This is a genomic window from Nocardioides oleivorans, assembly GCF_004137255.1.
GTDB lineage: Bacteria > Actinomycetota > Actinomycetes > Propionibacteriales > Nocardioidaceae > Nocardioides > Nocardioides oleivorans.
In genome coordinates, this window is the sequence record NZ_SDWT01000002.1 from 455,742 (window position 1) to 472,808 (window position 17,067).

18 protein-coding genes are annotated in these 17,067 nt (G+C 72.1%); 7 read left to right on the forward strand and 11 right to left on the reverse strand.

Features of this window, described 5'->3' with window-relative positions:
• Positions 1-41: 41 nt before the first annotated feature.
• Complete coding sequence (locus EUA93_RS17865) at positions 42-608, reverse strand: TetR/AcrR family transcriptional regulator (protein ID WP_129401646.1); 567 nt, start codon at positions 606-608, stop codon at positions 42-44.
• Between the two features lie 62 nt (positions 609-670).
• On the opposite strand from EUA93_RS17865, the gene EUA93_RS17870 reads away from it, so the two are divergent.
• Positions 671-1,573: an SDR family NAD(P)-dependent oxidoreductase gene (locus EUA93_RS17870; protein WP_129401647.1), complete on the forward strand. Its 903-nt coding sequence runs from the start codon at positions 671-673 to the stop codon at positions 1,571-1,573.
• A 7-nt stretch (positions 1,574-1,580) separates the two neighbouring features.
• On the opposite strand, the gene EUA93_RS17875 is transcribed toward EUA93_RS17870, so the two are convergent.
• From EUA93_RS17875 to EUA93_RS17885, 3 genes are read right to left on the reverse strand one after another with little or no spacing between them, the layout of a single operon-like run.
• Positions 1,581-2,387: an ABC transporter permease gene (locus EUA93_RS17875; RefSeq protein WP_129401648.1), complete on the reverse strand. Its 807-nt coding sequence runs from the start codon at positions 2,385-2,387 to the stop codon at positions 1,581-1,583.
• 1 nt (position 2,388) lies between these two features.
• Entirely contained in the window at positions 2,389-3,195 is an 807-nt protein-coding gene (locus EUA93_RS17880) for an ABC transporter permease (protein WP_129401649.1), read from the reverse strand.
• Positions 3,195-4,121, reverse strand: a complete 927-nt coding sequence (locus EUA93_RS17885; RefSeq protein ID WP_476703585.1) for an ABC transporter ATP-binding protein — start codon at positions 4,119-4,121, stop codon at positions 3,195-3,197. Before EUA93_RS17885 ends, EUA93_RS17880 begins: the two co-directional genes overlap by 1 nt.
• 81 nt (positions 4,122-4,202) lie before the next feature.
• On the opposite strand from EUA93_RS17885, the gene EUA93_RS17890 reads away from it, so the two are divergent.
• Positions 4,203-4,958: a YqjF family protein gene (locus tag EUA93_RS17890; RefSeq protein WP_242497490.1), complete on the forward strand. Its 756-nt coding sequence runs from the start codon at positions 4,203-4,205 to the stop codon at positions 4,956-4,958.
• A gap of 24 nt (positions 4,959-4,982) precedes the next feature.
• On the opposite strand, the gene EUA93_RS17895 is transcribed toward EUA93_RS17890, so the two are convergent.
• From EUA93_RS17895 to EUA93_RS17910, 4 genes are read right to left on the reverse strand one after another with little or no spacing between them, the layout of a single operon-like run.
• Positions 4,983-5,873, reverse strand: coding sequence for a homocysteine S-methyltransferase family protein (locus EUA93_RS17895; protein ID WP_207208823.1), 891 nt, complete (start codon positions 5,871-5,873; stop codon positions 4,983-4,985).
• A complete protein-coding gene (locus EUA93_RS17900; RefSeq protein WP_129401650.1) occupies positions 5,870-6,163 on the reverse strand; it encodes a virulence factor in 294 nt (97 codons plus the stop codon). Before EUA93_RS17900 ends, EUA93_RS17895 begins: the two co-directional genes overlap by 4 nt.
• 14 nt (positions 6,164-6,177) lie before the next feature.
• Positions 6,178-7,329 carry a PQQ-dependent sugar dehydrogenase gene (locus EUA93_RS17905; RefSeq protein ID WP_129401651.1) on the reverse strand — a complete coding sequence of 384 codons (1,152 nt, stop codon included), beginning with the start codon at positions 7,327-7,329 and terminating at the stop codon, positions 6,178-6,180.
• 35 nt (positions 7,330-7,364) lie between these two features.
• Positions 7,365-8,582: a D-arabinono-1,4-lactone oxidase gene (locus tag EUA93_RS17910; protein ID WP_129401652.1), complete on the reverse strand. Its 1,218-nt coding sequence runs from the start codon at positions 8,580-8,582 to the stop codon at positions 7,365-7,367.
• A 147-nt stretch (positions 8,583-8,729) separates the two neighbouring features.
• Between EUA93_RS17910 and EUA93_RS17915 the strand changes: the two genes are divergently transcribed.
• The 3 genes from EUA93_RS17915 to EUA93_RS17925 are packed head-to-tail and all read left to right on the forward strand — an operon-like array spanning position 8,730 to position 11,230.
• Positions 8,730-9,077 carry a YciI family protein gene (locus EUA93_RS17915; protein WP_242497491.1) on the forward strand — a complete coding sequence of 116 codons (348 nt, stop codon included), beginning with the start codon at positions 8,730-8,732 and terminating at the stop codon, positions 9,075-9,077.
• Between the two features lie 19 nt (positions 9,078-9,096).
• On the forward strand, positions 9,097-10,374 hold the full coding sequence (locus tag EUA93_RS17920; protein ID WP_242497492.1) for an RNA polymerase sigma factor: 1,278 nt from the start codon (positions 9,097-9,099) through the stop codon (positions 10,372-10,374).
• 7 nt (positions 10,375-10,381) lie between these two features.
• Entirely contained in the window at positions 10,382-11,230 is an 849-nt protein-coding gene (locus EUA93_RS17925) for an SCO6745 family protein (RefSeq protein ID WP_207208824.1), read from the forward strand.
• 9 nt (positions 11,231-11,239) lie between these two features.
• Here EUA93_RS17925 and EUA93_RS17930 read toward each other — a convergent pair whose 3' ends face one another.
• The gene (locus tag EUA93_RS17930; protein ID WP_129401653.1) at positions 11,240-12,082 is read right to left on the reverse strand and encodes a LysR family transcriptional regulator; all 843 of its coding nucleotides are present in this window, start codon (positions 12,080-12,082) and stop codon (positions 11,240-11,242) included.
• Between the two features lie 116 nt (positions 12,083-12,198).
• Between EUA93_RS17930 and EUA93_RS17935 the strand changes: the two genes are divergently transcribed.
• Together EUA93_RS17935 and EUA93_RS22110 are read left to right on the forward strand one after the other, a co-directional pair.
• Entirely contained in the window at positions 12,199-12,939 is a 741-nt protein-coding gene (locus tag EUA93_RS17935) for an SDR family oxidoreductase (protein ID WP_129401654.1), read from the forward strand.
• Positions 12,940-13,010: 71 nt separating this feature from the next.
• On the forward strand, positions 13,011-13,883 hold the full coding sequence (locus tag EUA93_RS22110; protein WP_242497493.1) for a DUF480 domain-containing protein: 873 nt from the start codon (positions 13,011-13,013) through the stop codon (positions 13,881-13,883).
• Between the two features lie 16 nt (positions 13,884-13,899).
• Here the strand turns inward: EUA93_RS22110 and EUA93_RS17945 are convergent, their stop codons facing one another.
• Positions 13,900-14,196, reverse strand: coding sequence for a DUF4193 family protein (locus tag EUA93_RS17945; RefSeq protein ID WP_129401655.1), 297 nt, complete (start codon positions 14,194-14,196; stop codon positions 13,900-13,902).
• A gap of 98 nt (positions 14,197-14,294) precedes the next feature.
• Positions 14,295-16,946, reverse strand: a complete 2,652-nt coding sequence (locus tag EUA93_RS21665; RefSeq protein WP_165355216.1) for a hypothetical protein — start codon at positions 16,944-16,946, stop codon at positions 14,295-14,297.
• Positions 16,947-17,067 lie beyond the last annotated feature (121 nt).

Consider the following 17,067-nt stretch of genomic DNA (forward strand, 5'->3'; position numbering starts at 1 on the left):
TAGGACGGGCGTCTCGGCGTTGGCCAGTGGTTGGTCAGGTGTCAGCTCGAGAGCCGCTCCTGGACGGCGGGGAGCAGCATCGCCACGGCCTCGTCCACGACCTCGTCGACGCGCTCGACCGGCAACCGTCCCGACGAGACGAGGGATCCGATCCCTTCCAGGGTCGCCGCGAGGAGGTACGGGAGGGGGCCCGGCGCCCGTTCTGCCCGCTCCCCCAGCAGGCGTCCACCGAGTGCGAAGAACTCCGCGGCAGACGTCGCGGCCGCCCCGTCGCCGGCCCTCGCCGAGAACATCAGGTCGAGGAGCGGCCCGTTCTCGAGGGCGAAGCGCGCGTGCGCACGTGCGTACTGCGAGAGCCTGGCCTGGAGGCTCGACAGCTGCGCCGCTGACTCGAGCTCGTCGATCAGCTCGGCGAAGCCGGCCGCCGCAATCGCGTCCAGGAGGGCGTGGCGATCGTCGAAGTGGCGCAGGGGAGCACTGTGGCTCACTCCGACCCGCTTGGCGAGGCCACGCAAGGTCACCGACGCAGCTCCCTCCTCGAGGACCTGACGGCGCCCTGCCTCGAGGAGCGAGTCGCGCAGGGACCCGTGGTGGTAGGACTTCGACACGCAGCGATCCTAGCGTGATGTAGACATTGACCACATAAGTAGACAGCGTCTACATTAGGCGCATGTCCTCCCCCGTCCGCGACCTCGCAGGTCGCACCGCCCTCGTCACCGGCGCAACGAGCGGCATCGGCCGTGCCACCGCCGTAGCGCTCGCCCGCCGTGGCGCGCGCATCATCGTCCCCGCGCGCACCCTGTCCAAGGGCCACGCCGTCGCCTCCACCCTGCCGGCGGTCCCCGACGGGGTGGATGACCACCTCGTCCGTGAGCTCGACCTCGCGGACCTGACGTCGGTCGCGGCCTTCGCAGAGGCGACACACGAGACGATCGACCTGCTCGTGAACAACGCAGGCGTGTCCAGCCCGACCCTGCGACGCACCGCTGACGGTCACGAGCTGCAGCTCGGCACGAACCACCTCGGACACTTCGCCCTCACCTCGGCGCTGCTGCCGCGTGTCACCGGGCGCATCGTCAGCGTCGCCTCGCAGGCCGAGCGCATGTCGCGCCTCGACGTCGCGGACCTCACGCCCGGTCACCTCGACTGGCACGACCGGCCCTACGACGCCTCCCGCGCCTATGCCGACTCCAAGCTGGCCAACCTGCTCTTCACGCTCGAGCTGGAGCGGAGGCTCCGCGCAGCCGGATCCCCGGTCAAGGCGCTCGCCGCGCACCCCGGGCTCGTGGTGACCGCGATCTACGACCGACGCGACGGACGACGCCCCGGCCTCTGGGACCGGCTCCTCCCCATCGTCGGGCAGAGCCCGGAGGCGGGCGCGCTGCCCGTGGTGATGGCAGCGACCGCCGACCTGCCGGGTGGCACGTTCACGGGGCCGAAGCACCTGCTGCACATGCGTGGAGGAGCCGAGGTCATCGGCCGCTCCGCCCGTGCGCGCGACGTCGCACTCGCGCAAGCCCTCTGGACGGCGTCGGAGCAGCTGACCGGCGTCCGGGCAGAGCTCGCCGGCTGAGGACCCGCTAGGTGAGCAGCAGCTTGTCGAGGCGACGGCGTACGACGACGAGCCCGAGGACACCCATCACGACCAGGTAGACGACGGAGACCGCCGACTCCCAGGTCACGACCCCGGTGGTGAGCTCGCGGCAGAGCACGACCCCGCGGTAGAGCGGGGTGGCCTCGACGACCCAGCGCAGGACGCTGTTGCCGAATGCCTCGACGGGGAAGAAGGTGGCGGAGAAGAGGAACAGCGGCATCTGCGCCAGCGTGATCTTGTCGAAGTCCTGCCAGGACTTCATCCAGGTCGTCAGCGCCATGCAGACCGCGGAGAACGCGAAGGCGATCAGCACCGCGGCGGGAAGGGCGAGGACGGCCCACCACGACTCGACGAGGCCCATCGCGACCATCACGAGGAGGAACGCGGCGGAGTAGACCGAGCCGCGGATCAGGCCCCACGTGATCTCGCCGCGCGCGATGTCGCCGGTCGTGAGCGGCGTGGCGAGCATCTGGTCGTAGAGCTTCTCGTACTTCAGCTTGAAGAAGACGTTGAAGGTCGAGTCGAGCAGCGCGCCGTTGAAGGCCGAGGTGGCGAGCATGGCCGGCGCGACGAAGGCGGCGTAGGGGACCTGCTCGCCGTGGAACTCGAAGGTGTCGATCAGCTGACCGACGCCGATGCCGATCGAGAAGAGGTAGAGCACGGGCTCGAGGAAGCCGGTGAGGAAGAGCTTCCACGCCGACTTGTAGACCACGAAGTTGCGCAGCACCAGCACGCGCGCGGCGTGCGTCGGCGTGAGCGGGGCGGGGATGACCCTCGGGACGAGCGTGGCCACCTCAGACCTCCAGCCGCTTGTCGAGGCCGCGGACGGACCAGAACCACCCGACCACGCAGAGGCCGAGGAGCACGGCCAGGTTGACCGCGGCGAGGGGCCAGTCGACCGTGTCGAGGCAGAACATCCGCGACAGCGAGACGCCGTGCCACAGCGGGGTCAGCCGGGCGACCCACTCCAGCACCGGGCCGAGGTTGGCGATGGGGAAGAACGCCCCGGAGAAGAGGGTGAGCGGCAGCACGCCGAGCCGGAACAGCACGCCGAAGCCCTCCTCCGACCTCAGCCGGGCCGAGTAGCCGAAGGTCAGCAGCGAGAAGGCCGTGCCCACCAGCACCTGCGCGACCCAGGCGAGGAACGGGCCCCACCAGGTCTCGAAGACGCCGAAGGGCGCGAGCACGAGCATGAACACCGCGCACGCCGACGCCACGCGGAAGATGACGAACGCGACGAAGGCGTTGACCAGGTCGCGCACCGCGAGCGGAGTCGCGAGCTGGGCGAAGAAGGTCTTGTGCCACTTGATGGCGCCCATGACGGGGTACGTCGACTCGCTGACCGCGATCGTCATCGCGTGCGCGGCGACCAGGCCGGGGACGATGAACGCGAGGTAGGACGTCGCGCCCTCGAGCCGGTCGGGGTCGGCGTCGATGAACCCGCCGAGCAGCACGCCCATCGCGAGGACGTAGAAGAGCGGGGTGGCGAAGGAGTTCACCACTCCCCCGCGCCAGGTGCGCTTGTAGACGGTCAGCCAGTAGTCGTACTGCCGGGCGAAGCCCTGCCACGGGGTGAGGGCGCCGGGAGCCTGGGTCGCCATCAGTCGGCCAGGCTCCGGCCGGTGAGGCGCAGGAAGACGTCCTCGAGGGTGGAGCGGCGCACGAGCGTCGCGATCGGCGTGAGGCCGCGGTCGTGCACGGCGGCGAGGACCTCCTCGCCGTGGTCGCTGTAGACGAGCAGCCGGTCGGGCAGCACCTCGACCCGCTCGCCGAGGTCCTCGACCTTGCTGGCCAGCGCCTCGTGCTCGCCGACCCCGAAGCGGAGCTCGGCGACCTCGCGGGACGAGTGGGCGTCGATGAGCTCGCGCGGCGACCCCTCGGCGGCGATCAGGCCCTTGTCCATCACGACCAGGCGGTCGCACAGCTGCTCGGCCTCGTCCATGTAGTGGGTGGTGATCACGAGCGTGACGCCGGCCTGCTTGAGCCGGAAGAGCTGGTCCCACAGGACGTGGCGCGCCTGCGGGTCGAGGCCGGTGGTCGGCTCGTCGAGCAGCAGCACCTCGGGGTTGTTGATCAGGCTGCGCGCGATCGTGAGCCGGCGCTTCATGCCGCCGGAGAGGTCCTCGACCTTGGCCTTCGCCTTGTCCGTGATCTGCGCGAACTCCAGCAGCTCGTGCGCGCGCTCGCGGCAGGTGGCGCGGTCGATCCCGAAGTAGCGACCGTAGATGTAGAGGTTGTCGAAGACGTTGAGCTCGTTGTCGAGCGTGTCCTCCTGGGGGCACACGCCGAGGCGACCACGGATGGCGGGACCGTCGGTGGCGGGATCCATGCCGAGGATCCGCAGCTCGCCGCCCGAGACCGGGCTGACCGAGGCGATCATCCGCATGGTCGAGGACTTGCCGGCGCCGTTGGGACCGAGGAAGCCGAACGCCTCGCCCTTGCGGACCTCGACGTCGATACCCTTGACCGCCTCGAAGTCGCCGAAGGACTTGCGCAGTCCCCGCGCCGAGATCATGGATTCCGTCACGACTGCCGACCCTAGATCAGTCGGAGGACATCGAGGAAACGGAGTGCCGAGGCCCTTGGCGCCGCTCCTAGGGTGGGAGGCGTGGAGGTCCCCGCCCTCGAGCCCGTGACGCCCGACGCCCCGGCCATGACGCGGACCGTGGTGATGAGCCAGCACTGGCGCGACCTCACCTTCCTGCACTGGGCCGTCGATCCGGCCGAGGTGGCGCACCGGATGCCGCCGGGAGTCAGGCCCGACACCCTCGACGGGCGCACCTACGTCGGGTTGATCCCCTTCCGGATGGTCGGGGCCGGGCTCGGTCGCGGCCCGGCGATCCCCTGGCTCGGCACCTTCCTCGAGACCAACGTGCGCCTCTACTCGGTCGACGAGACCGGCCGGCGCGGCATCGTGTTCCTCAGCCTGGACACCGATCGCGCCGCCGTCGTGGTCGGCGCACGGGCGGGCTTCGGCGTCCCCTACCGCTGGGCGCGCTTGCGCTACCAGCGCGACGGCGACGTGCACGCGTACGACGCGCGGCTGCGCCGGCCGGCCGCGTCCGCGTCGAGCCGCATCGTGGTCCGCGCCGGCAGGGCGCGCACGCCCACCGAGCTCGACCTCTTCCTCAGCGCCCGGTGGGGGCTGCACACCCGGTGGTGGGGGCGCACGCTCTACGTCCCCAACCGCCACGAGCCGTGGCCCGTGCACGACGCGGAGCTCCTGGAGCTGGACGACGGCCTGATGGCCTCGGTCGGCCTGCCCGACCTCGCGGCGCGGCCGCCGGACCACGTCGGCTTCAGCCCCGGCGTGCACACCGAGTTCGGGTGGCCCGGGGACGCGCGGCGCCCGCGAGTCGGCTGACCCGGAGGCCGTGACCGGCGGGGGTCAGGCCGAGGTGAGCTCCGAGCCGATCGCGGCGATGTGGGTCGGGGTCGAGCCGCAGCAGCCGCCGACGAGGTCGACGCCGATGCCGGCGAGCCGGGACGCGTGGGCGGCCATGTCGTCGGCCGTCGCGTCGTACTCGAAGTGGTCACCCACCACCTGCGGGAGCCCGGCGTTGGACTGCGCGACGAGCAGCAGTCCGTCGGGGCGGGCGGCCACCATCTCCGCGGCGATGACCTCCATCTCCTCGGGTCCACGGCCGCAGTTGGCACCGACGGCGTCGGCGCCGGCGGCGGCCAGGTGCGTCACCGCGTCACCCGGGCGCACGCCCATCATGGTGCGCAGGTTGGTGTCGAAGCTCATCGTCACCACGATCGGCAGGTCGGGCGCCACCTCGCGGGCGGCGGCGATCGCCGCGTCGGCCTCACCGAGGTCGCTGAGCGTCTCGACGAGCACGAGGTCGATGCCACCGGCGACGAGCCCGCGCAGCTGGTCGGCGTAGAACCCCTGCGCGTCCTCGGGCGTCATCGTGCCGAGCGGGGCCAGCAGCTCCCCGGTCGGGCCGAGGTCGCCGGCCACGAGCAGGCCGTGCTCGTCGGCCACCGAGCGGGCGATCTCCGCCGCGCGCTGGTTGACCTCGTGGAGCCGGTCGCCGAGCCCGTGCATGTCGAGGCGGGGGCGGGTGCCGCCGAACGTGTTGGTGGTGAGGATGCGCGCGCCTGCCTCGGCGTACGACGTGTGGGCGGCGCGGATGGCGTCGGGGTTCTCCAGGTTCCAGAGCTCACCGGGGTTGCCGTCCTCGAGGCCGCTGTCCTGGAGCAGCGTGCCCATCCCACCGTCGAGCAGCACCGGTCGGGCGTCGCCGACGAGGGCCGCGAGACGGTTGTCGCTCACGAGGAGAGCCCGTCGAGGTAGGCGTCGATCTTCTCGGCCGGCCAGGCGGCGTCGAGCTCGGCGGCGACCCGGTCGAGGACCTCGGCCGGAGCGCCGTCGGCCTCGGTCCACGGGGTGCGCTCCCAGCCCTCGAGGTAGTCGGTCGCACCGGTCTCGCCGAGGCGCATCGCGGCCTCGTCGATGGCCTCCTGGAACCTCGCCGCCAGCTGGACCTTCGCGGTCTCCTCGCCCTGCCGGGCGGCCACCATCGAGGGCAGCTCGCGCCACCGCGTCACCTGGAACTCCGTCATGCTCCGAGCCTAGGTCAGGCCGGGGTCAGTCGCAGGAGGCGTCCAGCGCCGGCGTCCTCCAGCAGCCAGATCGCACCGTCGGGTCCCTCCTCGACCGCCCGGATCCGCTGGCCCAGGTCGAACACCTCGGCCTTCGTCGCCGTCGAGCCGTCGAGGTCCACGCGGACCAGTGCCTCGCCCGAGAGCGCGCCGAGGAAGGCGTCCCCGGTCCAGTCCTCGAAGAGGTCGCCTCGGTAGACCATCAGGCTGCCCGGGGAGATGCTCGGCGTCCACGATGCGGCGGGGGCGGCGTACCCGTCGCCCTCGGCGTGGTCCGGGATCTCCCCGCCGCCGTAGTCGCTGCCGTTGGACGCCTCGGGCCAGCCGTAGTTGGCGCCGGCCTCGACCAGGTTGAGCTCGTCGCCGCCCTCCGGCCCCATCTCGGAGGACCAGAGCGTGCCGTCGGGGGCGTGCTCGAGCCCGAGCGGGTTGCGGTGCCCCCAGCTCCAGATCTCGGCGCTCACCCCGCCCTCGTCGGCCAGCGGGTTGCCGGGAGCGGGGTCGCCGTCGAGCGTCAGCCGGACGATCGACCCGAGGGTGTTGCCGGTGTCCTGCGCGGGCTGGCCCTGCTGCCGGTCGCCGGAGGAGACGAAGAGGTGGTCGCCGTCGGGCGAGAACGCCAGCCGGTGGCTGAAGTGTCCGTCTCCCCCGGTCTTCGGGGTCTGCCGCCAGATGACCTCGAGGTCCTCGAGCGCGGCCCCGTCGGCACCGGTCACCAGTCGCGCGCGGCCGACGGCGGCACCCGTCCCACCGTCGCCCTCCTCGACCCAGCTGAGGTAGACGAGCCCGTCGTCGGCGTACGACGGCCCCGGCAGCACGTCGCCGAGACCGCCCTGGCCGGCGACGACCACCTCGGGCGTGCCCGAGACCTCGACCCGCTCGCCGGTCTCGCCGTCGCGGAGGTGGAGCGTCCCGGTGCGCTCGGTGATGAGCAGGTCGTCGCTGTCGGGCAGGAACGCCATCGCCCACGGGTCGTCGAGCCGGTCGACCTCGACCACCTCGAACGGCCAGGCGTCGTCGTCCTCCGCGGTCGCAGGGCCGAGCGCGCCCGACCTCGCGGTGTCACCGGAGCAGGCCGTCGTGACGGCGGCGAGGAGTCCTGCGAGGGCCACGGCGACTGGCTTCATGCCGTCCATCGTGCGCGACCCGGCCAAGCCGGGTCTCACGCGAACAGCGGCCGCAGGTGGTCGTTGAGGAACATCCCCTGCGGATCGAGCTCGCGCCTGATGGCGATGAAGTCCTCGGCGCGCGGGTAGAGCTCGTGGAGCCGCTCGGGGGTGAGGAAGTGGAGCTTGCCCCAGTGGACGCGGGCGTCGTACCGGGCGAGCAGCGCGTCGACCGAGCGGAGGTAGGCCCAGTAGTCGGTGCCGGGCGTGCCCGAGACGGAGATGACGACCGTGTCGGTGCCGTGCTGCGACGACAGGAACGCCTCGTCGCTCCCGACCGTGCGCACCTCGAGCGGGTAGATCGAGTCGGGCAGGCTCGCCAGCATCAGCTCGCGCATCGCCTGCAGTGCCTCGGGGGCCCTCTCGATCGCGACGAAGTACTCCAGCTCGTGGAAGTTCGGGTCGTAGACCATCGGGAAGATCCGGTAGCAGCGATCGACCCGGCGCCCGACGGTGTCGTCGTCGGCGACCTCGGGGCCCACCTCGTCGTAGACCTTGACGTAGCACTGGTCCTGCAGCCGCTCGCCGTGCCCGTCGAGGTTGTAGAGCGCGCCCGACTCCTCGGTCGGCAGCCAGAACATCCCGAAGTGGCGGTGCTCGGCGACCAGCTCGTCCCAGTGCTCCATCACGTCGTCCCACGAGCGCAGGCTGACGTGCTCGCGGAGCCGATAGGCGTCGGTGACGGCCAGGTCGAGCCGGGTGACCACGCCGAGCATGCCGACCGAGACCTGGGCGGCGTGGAGCAGGTCGGGCTGGTCCTCGCCGATGTCGCGGACCTCGCCGGACGCGGTGACCAGGCGCATCCCCCGCACGGCACCGGACAGGCTGGTGTAGCGCGTGCCGGAGCCGTGGGTGCCGGTCGCGACGGCGCCGGCGATCTGCTGGGTGTCGATGTCGCCCTGGTTGCGCAGCGCGAGCCCGGCGCGCCACAGCGGCTCGTAGAAGTCGCGGATCCGGGTGCCGGCCAGTGCCGTGGCCCGGCGCGCCAGCGGGTCGGTCGACACGACTCCGGTGAGCGCGGACAGGTCGACGACGGTGCCGTCGGTCTGCACGACCGGGGTGAACGAGTGCCCCGCCCCCGCGACGCGCACGCCGGTGCCGCGCTCGGCGGCGTGCCGGACGATCGACACGACCTCCTCCTCGTCGCGCGGCGCTGCGACGGACGACGGTGTGAAGGACTGGTTGCCGACCCAGTTGGTCCAGGTGCTTCCCATCGGCACAGAGTGGCGGAAAATTCTTCCGGGGTCGATGTCGAAGCCGCGCCGGCCCGGTCGACGTACGTGCGAGACAACGACCACCCACCCCGCACCACACAACCTTCAGGAGTGAGCACGATGCCGCGTTTCATGGGATTCGTCCGGATGGAAGAGAACATCGGGATGCCGCCGAAGTCGCTGTTCGAGGCGATGGACGTCCACATCGGCGAGCGCGCCGCGGACGGCAGGTTCCTCGACGGCGGTGGCCTCTACGGCACCGAGGACGCGATCAACTTCGTCGTCCGCGAGGGCGAGGTCACCCGCGTCGACGGCCCCTACGCCGAGGGCAAGGAGGTGGTCGGGGGCTGGGCGATCATGGAGTACGCCGACCTCGACGCCGCCGTCGCCGACCAGCGTGAGTTCGCCGAGCTGCACGCCAGGCACTGGCCCGAGGTCACCGTCGTGGCCACGCTCCGCCAGATCTCCGACGGCCCGGACGCGCCGACCGAGTAGGACTTCCTACTCTGGGGGCGTGCCCGACGACCTCCAGCACGTGATCGCCGCCGCGTGGCGGGCCGAGTCGGCCCGCCTCGTCGGCGCCCTCACCCGCATGACGCGAGACGTCGAGCTCGCCGAGGACCTCGCGCAGGACGCGCTGGTGGCCGCGCTCGAGCAGTGGCCGGCCACCGGTGTGCCCGACAACCCGGGCGCGTGGCTGATGACCACCGCCAAGCGCCGCGGGATCGACCACTTCCGGCGCGCCGACACCTATCGCCGCAAGCTGGCCGAGATCGAGCACGCACGCGAGGGAGAGGAGGTCCAGGTGCCCGACCTCGACGCGCAGGTCGACCACATCGAGGACGACGTCCTGCGGCTGGTCTTCCTGTCCTGCCACCCCTCGCTCACACCCGACTCGCGGGCCGCGCTGACCCTGCGCCTCGTCGGCGGCCTCACCACGGCCGAGATCGCCCGCGGCTTCCTCACCACCGAGGCGACGATGGGCACCCGCATCTCGCGGGCCAAGCGCACGCTCGCCGAGGCGCACGCCGGGTTCGACCTGCCCACCGGCGAGGAGCGCACGAAGCGTCTCGGCGACGTGATGGCGGTGATCTACCTCGTCTTCAACGAGGGCTACACCGCCACCGCCGGAGACGACTGGATGCGTCCCGACCTCGCCGACGAGGCCACCCGGCTGGCGCGGATGCTCGCGGCGCTGACCCCGGACGAGCCCGAGGTGCTCGGGCTGCAGGCGTTGCTCGAGCTGCAGGGCTCGCGCACGGCAGCGCGCCTCGACGCGGACGGCGTACCCGTGCTGCTCGAGGCGCAGGACCGCACGCTCTGGGACCAGCTCCGGATCCGCCGCGGTCTCTCGGTGCTCGCCCGCGCCGAGGAGATCGCCGCCCGCGGGACGCCGGTCGGCACCTACTTCCTCCAGGCCTCGATCGCCGCCGTGCACGCCCGCGCGGCGCAGGCCGGGGACACGGACTGGCGGCGCATCGCCGTGCTCTACGACGTCCTCGCCAGGGCCGCGCCCGGCCCGGTCGTCGAGGTCAACCGGGCCGTCGCGCACGGGCGGGCGTACGGGGCGGACGTCGGCCTCGAGGTGCTGGGCGAGCAGGCGATCCTCCCCGGGCCGGTCTGGCACAGCGTCCGGGGCGACCTGCTCGAGCGTGCCGGTCGGCATGCCGAGGCGAGCCGGGCCTTCGACGAGGCCGCGACCCTCACCCGCAACGAGGGCGAGCGGACCGTGCTGCGTCGCCGGGCCGACGAGAACCGCACACGTGTCGGATCCGCCGACCCCCGTTCGTAGGACAGGCATGACGACCTCCACCACACCCACACCCACGCCCGTCGCCCGTCGGATGTTCGACCTCACCGAGCCGATCTGCCTGGTGAACTTCTTCTCCGAGGAGCCCAATGAGGAGATGGCCGCCCTGGGCTTCAGCAACTACTGGGACGGCTACTTCGCCGGCCGGTCCGCTCCCCTCGGTCGCGTGCCGGCCGAGGTGGTCGACGCCGCCTTCTACAACTTCGGGCCGGGCGAGGTCGCCCGGCACGTCCCGTCGGTGTGGGAGACGACGACACCGGACGACGCGCACGCCGCCCGCCAGCGCGGGTGCGTCGCCGCGCTGCGTCGCATCCTCGGCGAGCTCGTGGACACACCCGGCCTCGCGCGCGCGGCCGACCTGCTCACCGGGGCCGCGACCAGCGCGCCCGTCTCGGGCCGGGCGATGTACGCCGCCCTCCGCAGCCTGCCGCTCCCCGAGGAGCCGGTCGCGCGGCTGTGGCACGCGGCCAACCTGCTGCGGGAGCACCGCGGCGACGGGCACATCGCGGCGCTGGTGGTCGAGCAGGTCGACCGCACCGAGTGCCACGTCCTGCTCGCCATCGACGCCGGGATCCTGCCCGCCGAGTCGTTCGGGCGGATCCACCAGCTCCCGAAGCCCTACCTCGCCTCCGTGATGGCCCGTCTCCGTGACCGCGGGCTCGTCGACGACGCGGGGCTCTTCACCGACGCCGGCCGGGCGACCAAGGACCGGATCGAGTCTATGACCGACGCCCTCGCCGAGGCGCCGTACTCCTCCCTCGACGCCGCCGACCTCGCCGAGCTGATCGCCTGCCTCGAGCCGATCGCAGACCGCTTGAAGGAGACCGGCTCGCAGTAGTCCCGCGCGTCAGAGCCGGGAAGCGGTGCGCACGAGTCCCGCCACGCCTGTCGACGTGCTGTGAGGCTGCCACGCGATCACGGTGGTGACCTGCTGCGCGTCCGAGAGGGGTACGACGGCGAGGCCGTCGCGCAGGTTGGCGCGGGCCGAGTCGGGCAGCACGATCGCCGTGCGCCCCAGCCGGACGAGCTGCAGCACCTGGGTGAGGTCGCGCAGCTCCGGTCCGGGGCCGTCCGGGTAGGAGCCGTCGAGGTGCGGCCAGCGCGGCAGCGGGAGGTTCGGGAGCGAGGTGGCCTCGGCGACGGTCATCGAGGCGCGGGTGCTCGCCGGGTGGCCGGACGGCAGGATCAGCACTTGGTCCTCGACCGCCAGCACGTCGGCGTCGAAGCCGCTGAGGTCGTCGAAGGGCCGGTGCAGGATCGCGACGTCCGCGCGTCCGTCGCGCAGCATCGGAGCCTGGTGGCCCGGAGCGCTGAGCACGACCTCCACGTCGACCGCGTCCGGCTCGGCGGCGTACGCATCGAGCAGCTTGGCCATCAGCTCGCTCGAGGCGCCGGCCTTGGCGGTGAGCACGACCTTCGGGCCTTCGGCCTCGACCGTCCGCCGGGTGCGGCGCTCCGCGGCCTCGACCGCGGCGAGCGCGACGCGCCCCTCGCGCAGGAGGGTCTCGCCGGCGACGGTGAGCTCCATGCCACGCGGGGTGCGGACGAAGAGGTCGGCGCCCAGGCGTCGCTCGAGCTGGGCTATCGCGCGCGACAGCGGCGGTTGCGCCATGCCGAGCCGCTCGGCCGCACGACCGACGTGCGACTCCTCGGCGACGGCGACGAAGTAGCGCAGCTCGCGGGTCTCCACGTCGTCGAGCCTACGCCGGGGCAACCAGCCCCTGACCTGCAGGCATACCTGCCCGGTATCGGCGTCCACCCGATCGGTCTTGGAAAGCCGGCGCACCGCGAGCCCACGATCGAGGCATGACAGAGAACAGCTCAGAGAGCAAGTTGATCGCACTCGTGACCGGGGCCAACAAGGGCATCGGCTACGAGATCGCCGCAGGCCTGTCGCGCCTCGGCTTCCGGGTCGCCGTCGGTGCCCGCGACGAGGGACGCCGCACGGCCGCCGTCGAGAAGCTCCGGGCCGACGGCCACGACGTGTTCGGTGTCGCCCTCGACGTCACCTCCGACGAGAGCGTGGCGGCCGCCGCCGCGTCCATCGAGCAGGAGGCAGGCAGCCTCGACGTGCTCGTCAACAACGCCGCCATCACCGGCGGGATGCCGCAGGAGCCGACGCAGGTCAGCGCCGCACAGGTGCTCGAGGTCGTCGACACCAACGTCATCGGCGTCATCCGGGTCACCAACGCGATGCTGCCGCTGCTGCGCCGCTCGGCGTCGCCCCGCATCGTGAACGTCTCCAGCACGGTCGGCTCGCTGACCCTCCAGACCGCGCAGGCCGAGGCCGTCGGACCGGTCTCGGCGGCGTACTCCCCCACGAAGTCCTACCTCAACGCCATCACCATCCAGTACGCCAAGGAGCTCGCCGGCACGCCCGTGCTGGTCAACGCGGGGTGCCCCGGCTACGTGTCGACCGACCTCAACGACCACCAGGGATTCCGTACGCCGGAGCAGGGCGCCGCGGTCTTCCTCGAGCTCGCGACGCTGCCCGACGGAGGTCCGTCCGGGACGTTCCGGGACGAGACCGGCATCCAGCCCTGGTGAACCCGTCGCCCGCTGTCGCCCCAGCGACGGCGGGCGTGCGCAATCCTGCCCAGCAGACCTAGGGTCGTCACGTGAGCGATCTCCCCGTCCTCGACGCGACCGAACAGCGCATCCTCGGCAGCCTGCTGGAGAAGCAGACCACCGTGCCCGCCACCTATCCCCTGTCCGCGAACGCCCTGGTGTCGGCGTGCAACCAGTCGAGCAGCCGCGACCCCGTCACGGACCTCGACCAGCAGGTCGTCGAACGGACCGCGAAGTCGCTCAAGGATCGCGGGCTGCTGCGGATCGTGTGGTCCGACACCGGGCGCCGCACGCTGAAGTACCACCAGATCCTCGACGAGGCCCTCACCCTCGAGGCCGACGAGCGGGCACTGCTCACGGTGCTGCTGCTCCGCGGCGCGCAGGCGCCGGGTGAGCTGCGCACCCGCACCCAGCGGCTGCACGAGTTCACCGACCGGGGCCAGGTCGAGGAGTGCCTGCGCCGGATGGCGAGCCGTCCGCAACCGCTGGTGTCCGAGCTCGAGCGCCGGCCCGGACAGCAGGATGCACGGTGGATCCACCTCCTGGGCGCCGCGCCGGAGCCTCGCGTCCGCGTCACGCAGGTCGTCGCCGACCTGCACGTGCCCGACCTCCCCGCCGCCAGGAGCTTCTACAGCGACTACCTCGGGCTGGCCGAGGAGGAGTTCGACCTGGGCTGGGTGGCCCGCCACACGTCGCCGGAATCCCAGGCGACGCTCCAGGTGATGACCAGCGACGCGACCGCACCTGTGGATCCCGTGGTCTCGGTGATGGTCGACGACGTCGAGCTCGCGTACCGCCAGGCGCAGGACCGTGGGTACGAGATCGTGCACCCCCTCACGACCGAGGCCTGGGGCGTGACGCGCTTCTTCGTCCGCGCTCCCGACGGCAACGTGCTCAACATCGTTCAGCAGCACGCCGGCTGAGGGTCGCCGCCGACCCCTAGGCGCACTCGGCGCACAGGTCGACGTCGGGTGCGGACCGTCGGGACACGTGCTGCACCAGGAAGCAGGACGTGCAGGTGAACTCGTCCGACTGCTTCGGCACGACCTCGATGGAGAGGGTCTCGTGCGAGAGATCGGCTCCCGGCAGCTCGTAGGTCTCGGCCAGCTCGGTCTCGTCCTCGTCGACCTTCCCCGAGGTCTTGTCCTGCTCACCCGACGTGAGGCGGCGCGCCTCCAGGCTTTCTTCCTTCTGCTCCTCCTCGGTCTTGCGGGATGCGTCGTAGTCGGTAGCCATGTGCAGGTCCTCTCGGGGCGAAGCGCGAATACTAGTGTGCCGGGCTGCGGCCCGTGGGAGGGCGTCCCGGCCGGGCGGACGTAGCGCTCGCGGACGGCCTATTCCTCGGTGCCGGCGCTGCTGGCGTCCTCGTTGCACTCGATCTGCGGCGGCTCCTCGCCGGGGAACACGAGCAGCTGCAGCGGCGCCACCCGCGGGCCGCGCATCGCGAACGAAAGCGCGCCGGCGACCGAGACCCTGCCGCTCCAGTTCTGGTAGCGATATCCCCCGGACGAGCTGGCTCCGACGGTGTAGACGCACTCGTCGAACTGGGTGATCTCCGCGACCGGTTCGACGAGGTCCTCGACGTCGGCCCGCAAGGACGCGATGCTCTCGCGGAGGTTGCGCCCCGGCCCGCCGGTCGACCGGTCTGCCCGGGCCCGGTCGGCGGTCTCGGAGGGCTCGGCGTCGCAATCGGCGCCACCGAAGGGCCGGGTACGGCCCCGGAAGGCCAGCAGCTGGTAGTCGGGGTCGTCCCACTCGCTCATGTCGAGGTCGATCGCGGCGCGGTAGCGCGACCGACCGGTGAGGTAGCCGAGTCGCTGCCACGCGGCGCCTGCCTCGGTGGTGGGAACAGCAACCAGGCACGACTCCCACTGGTCGAACCGCTGCGCCTGGCGACCGATCTCGTCCGCGACCAGCTCGAGGCGCTCCAGCCAGCGCACGAGGTGGCGAGGCGAGGTGCGGGAGGACACCACCCGCGCGTCCTCGCCGCTGCCCCGGGGGTCCGAGGGTCGCGACAGGCACTCCGGCGTCGTACGCAGGTCGAGCAGGCGCCAGTCGGGTCGGTGCTGGTGGGCGAGGGCGAGCGCGGGTCGCAGGTCGCGCCCGCTGTGGTCCCGCTCGTCGTACTGGTAGCCCCACCGGTGCCGAGGGTCGCCCCGGCGCACGACGCCCACCTCGGTGACGCACGACTCGATCTCCTCGAAGCGTCGCGACCGCACCTGGAGATTGGCCAGGGCGCGGTCCAGACGTGCCAGCTGCGCGCGCGCCGAACCGTGGCGCCCCGGTCCCGCGGGACGCCTCGGACCGGCCTCGACCACGGCGGTCGGGACCCGCGGGGCATCGTCGTAGGTCCGCGAGGGGTCCAGCACCACCCTGATCGGAGGTACGTCGGGCCGCGGCCGCGAGGGTCGGCTGCGGCCGCTCTGGGCCGCGCCGATGTCGCACCGCGTGCGTCCGGTCCGCGCCCTGCCCTGCGCGTCGTGCGCGAGGACGTCCTCCCAGTCCACCCAGCCGTCCAGCAGCTGACCGGCAGGCAGGGGCCGCGGCATCCACGACACAGGACTGACGCACCGACGCCCGGGAAGTGCGCGTCGCACGGGACTGTCACGGGACGGCACGAGCACGAAGCCGCGTGGGTCGTCCTCCAGCGGCTCGAGCTGAGGATCCTCACCGAGGATGTCGGTGGAGAGGTTGAGGTGGCACGTGTCGTCGTTGATGAAGTTGAAGCCCCTCGACGAGGCCTCGTAGACCCGGCAGCTGCGCCGCGTGGCGATGGTGTCGCCGGTGACCCCCTCCACGACCGGCGGCCCGATGATGGTGGCGACGCTCGTCAGCCGACCACCCGCCCCGAGGTCACCTCCGACGGGCGCGATGTTGTGGACCACAGTCGAGTGCAGCAGGCTCATCGCCCCGGCGGACAGCATGCCGCCGCCCTCGCCCTCGGCATAGTTGTTGGCAACCGTCGCGTTGACGAGCACCATGTCGCCACGCGCCCAGAGCCCGCCCCCTGCGTGGGCGACGGCCAGGTTGCGGGCGACGGTGGAGTTGACGATGAGCACGTCGTCCTCCCCAGCGACGGCACCACCGCGATCGTCCGCACGATTGCCGATCAGGGTCGAGTCGTAGACCGCCACGTCGCCGTCGAGGGTGAAGATGGCCCCGCCCGGACCGTCCGCGGCGCTGCCGTCGATGTGCGAGCCGATGACCGTCACGTCGCCGTCCTCGTCGGCGTACAACGCACCGCCGTCGCCGTCGGTCGTGTTGCCGTCGATCTCGGAGCGCACCACGAGGATGTCCCCGGTGCTGCCGATCGCGCCTCCGGAGCCGTCGACCAGGTTGTTGCCGAGGATCGAGTCGTAGACCTGCACCCCGCCGCGTCGGGCGTAGAGCCCGCCCCCGTCGTCGTTCGCCAGGTTGCCGGTGATCCGCGAGCGGTGCACGGTGATCCGGCGCATCGAGAACACGCCTCCCCCCGGCTCCTCCGCGAGGTTCTGGAAGACCACCACCTGCCGCAGCATCACCTCTCCGCGCGACGTCAACGCCGCGCCGGGGCCGTCCGAGCCGCCGCGGGTGAGAGTGACGCGGCGGATGTCGAGGTAGCCGGTGCCGTCCTGGCGCAGCAACCGCTTCTCGAAGCAGGTCTGCTGCAGCACGTGCCCGTGACCATCGAGCACCAGAGGGTAGGGGGACTCGCGGATCGGGTCCCCGAGCGCGCAGTCCCGCAGGAGGATGTCGGCGCCGAGATCGATGCGGCGGCGCAGCGGGTCCGCCCACGCCGCCCGCAGCTCCTCCTCGGTGTCGATCACCTCGTCGCGCCGGGCAGGTCCCTCGGGCGCCCTGGTGCGGAACGACATGCTCCGCAGGCCGGCCTCGGGGCGGAGCCCGGGCCCGGACACGGGCTGGGCGGGCGCTCCGTGCACCAGTCCCGCGGCCAGGGAGGAGACGGTGAGGGCCGCCATGACCACGAGGGACCGGCAGTGCGCCATCTCGTCCTCCGATGATCCAGGCGACCGCTCACACTGTAGGAAGCGCCGCGGCGGTGCTCGGGAGGCGCGCCGCCGGGCCCGACGACGTCCCACCGCGCGGTTGACGCGCCTTGTCGGGGGG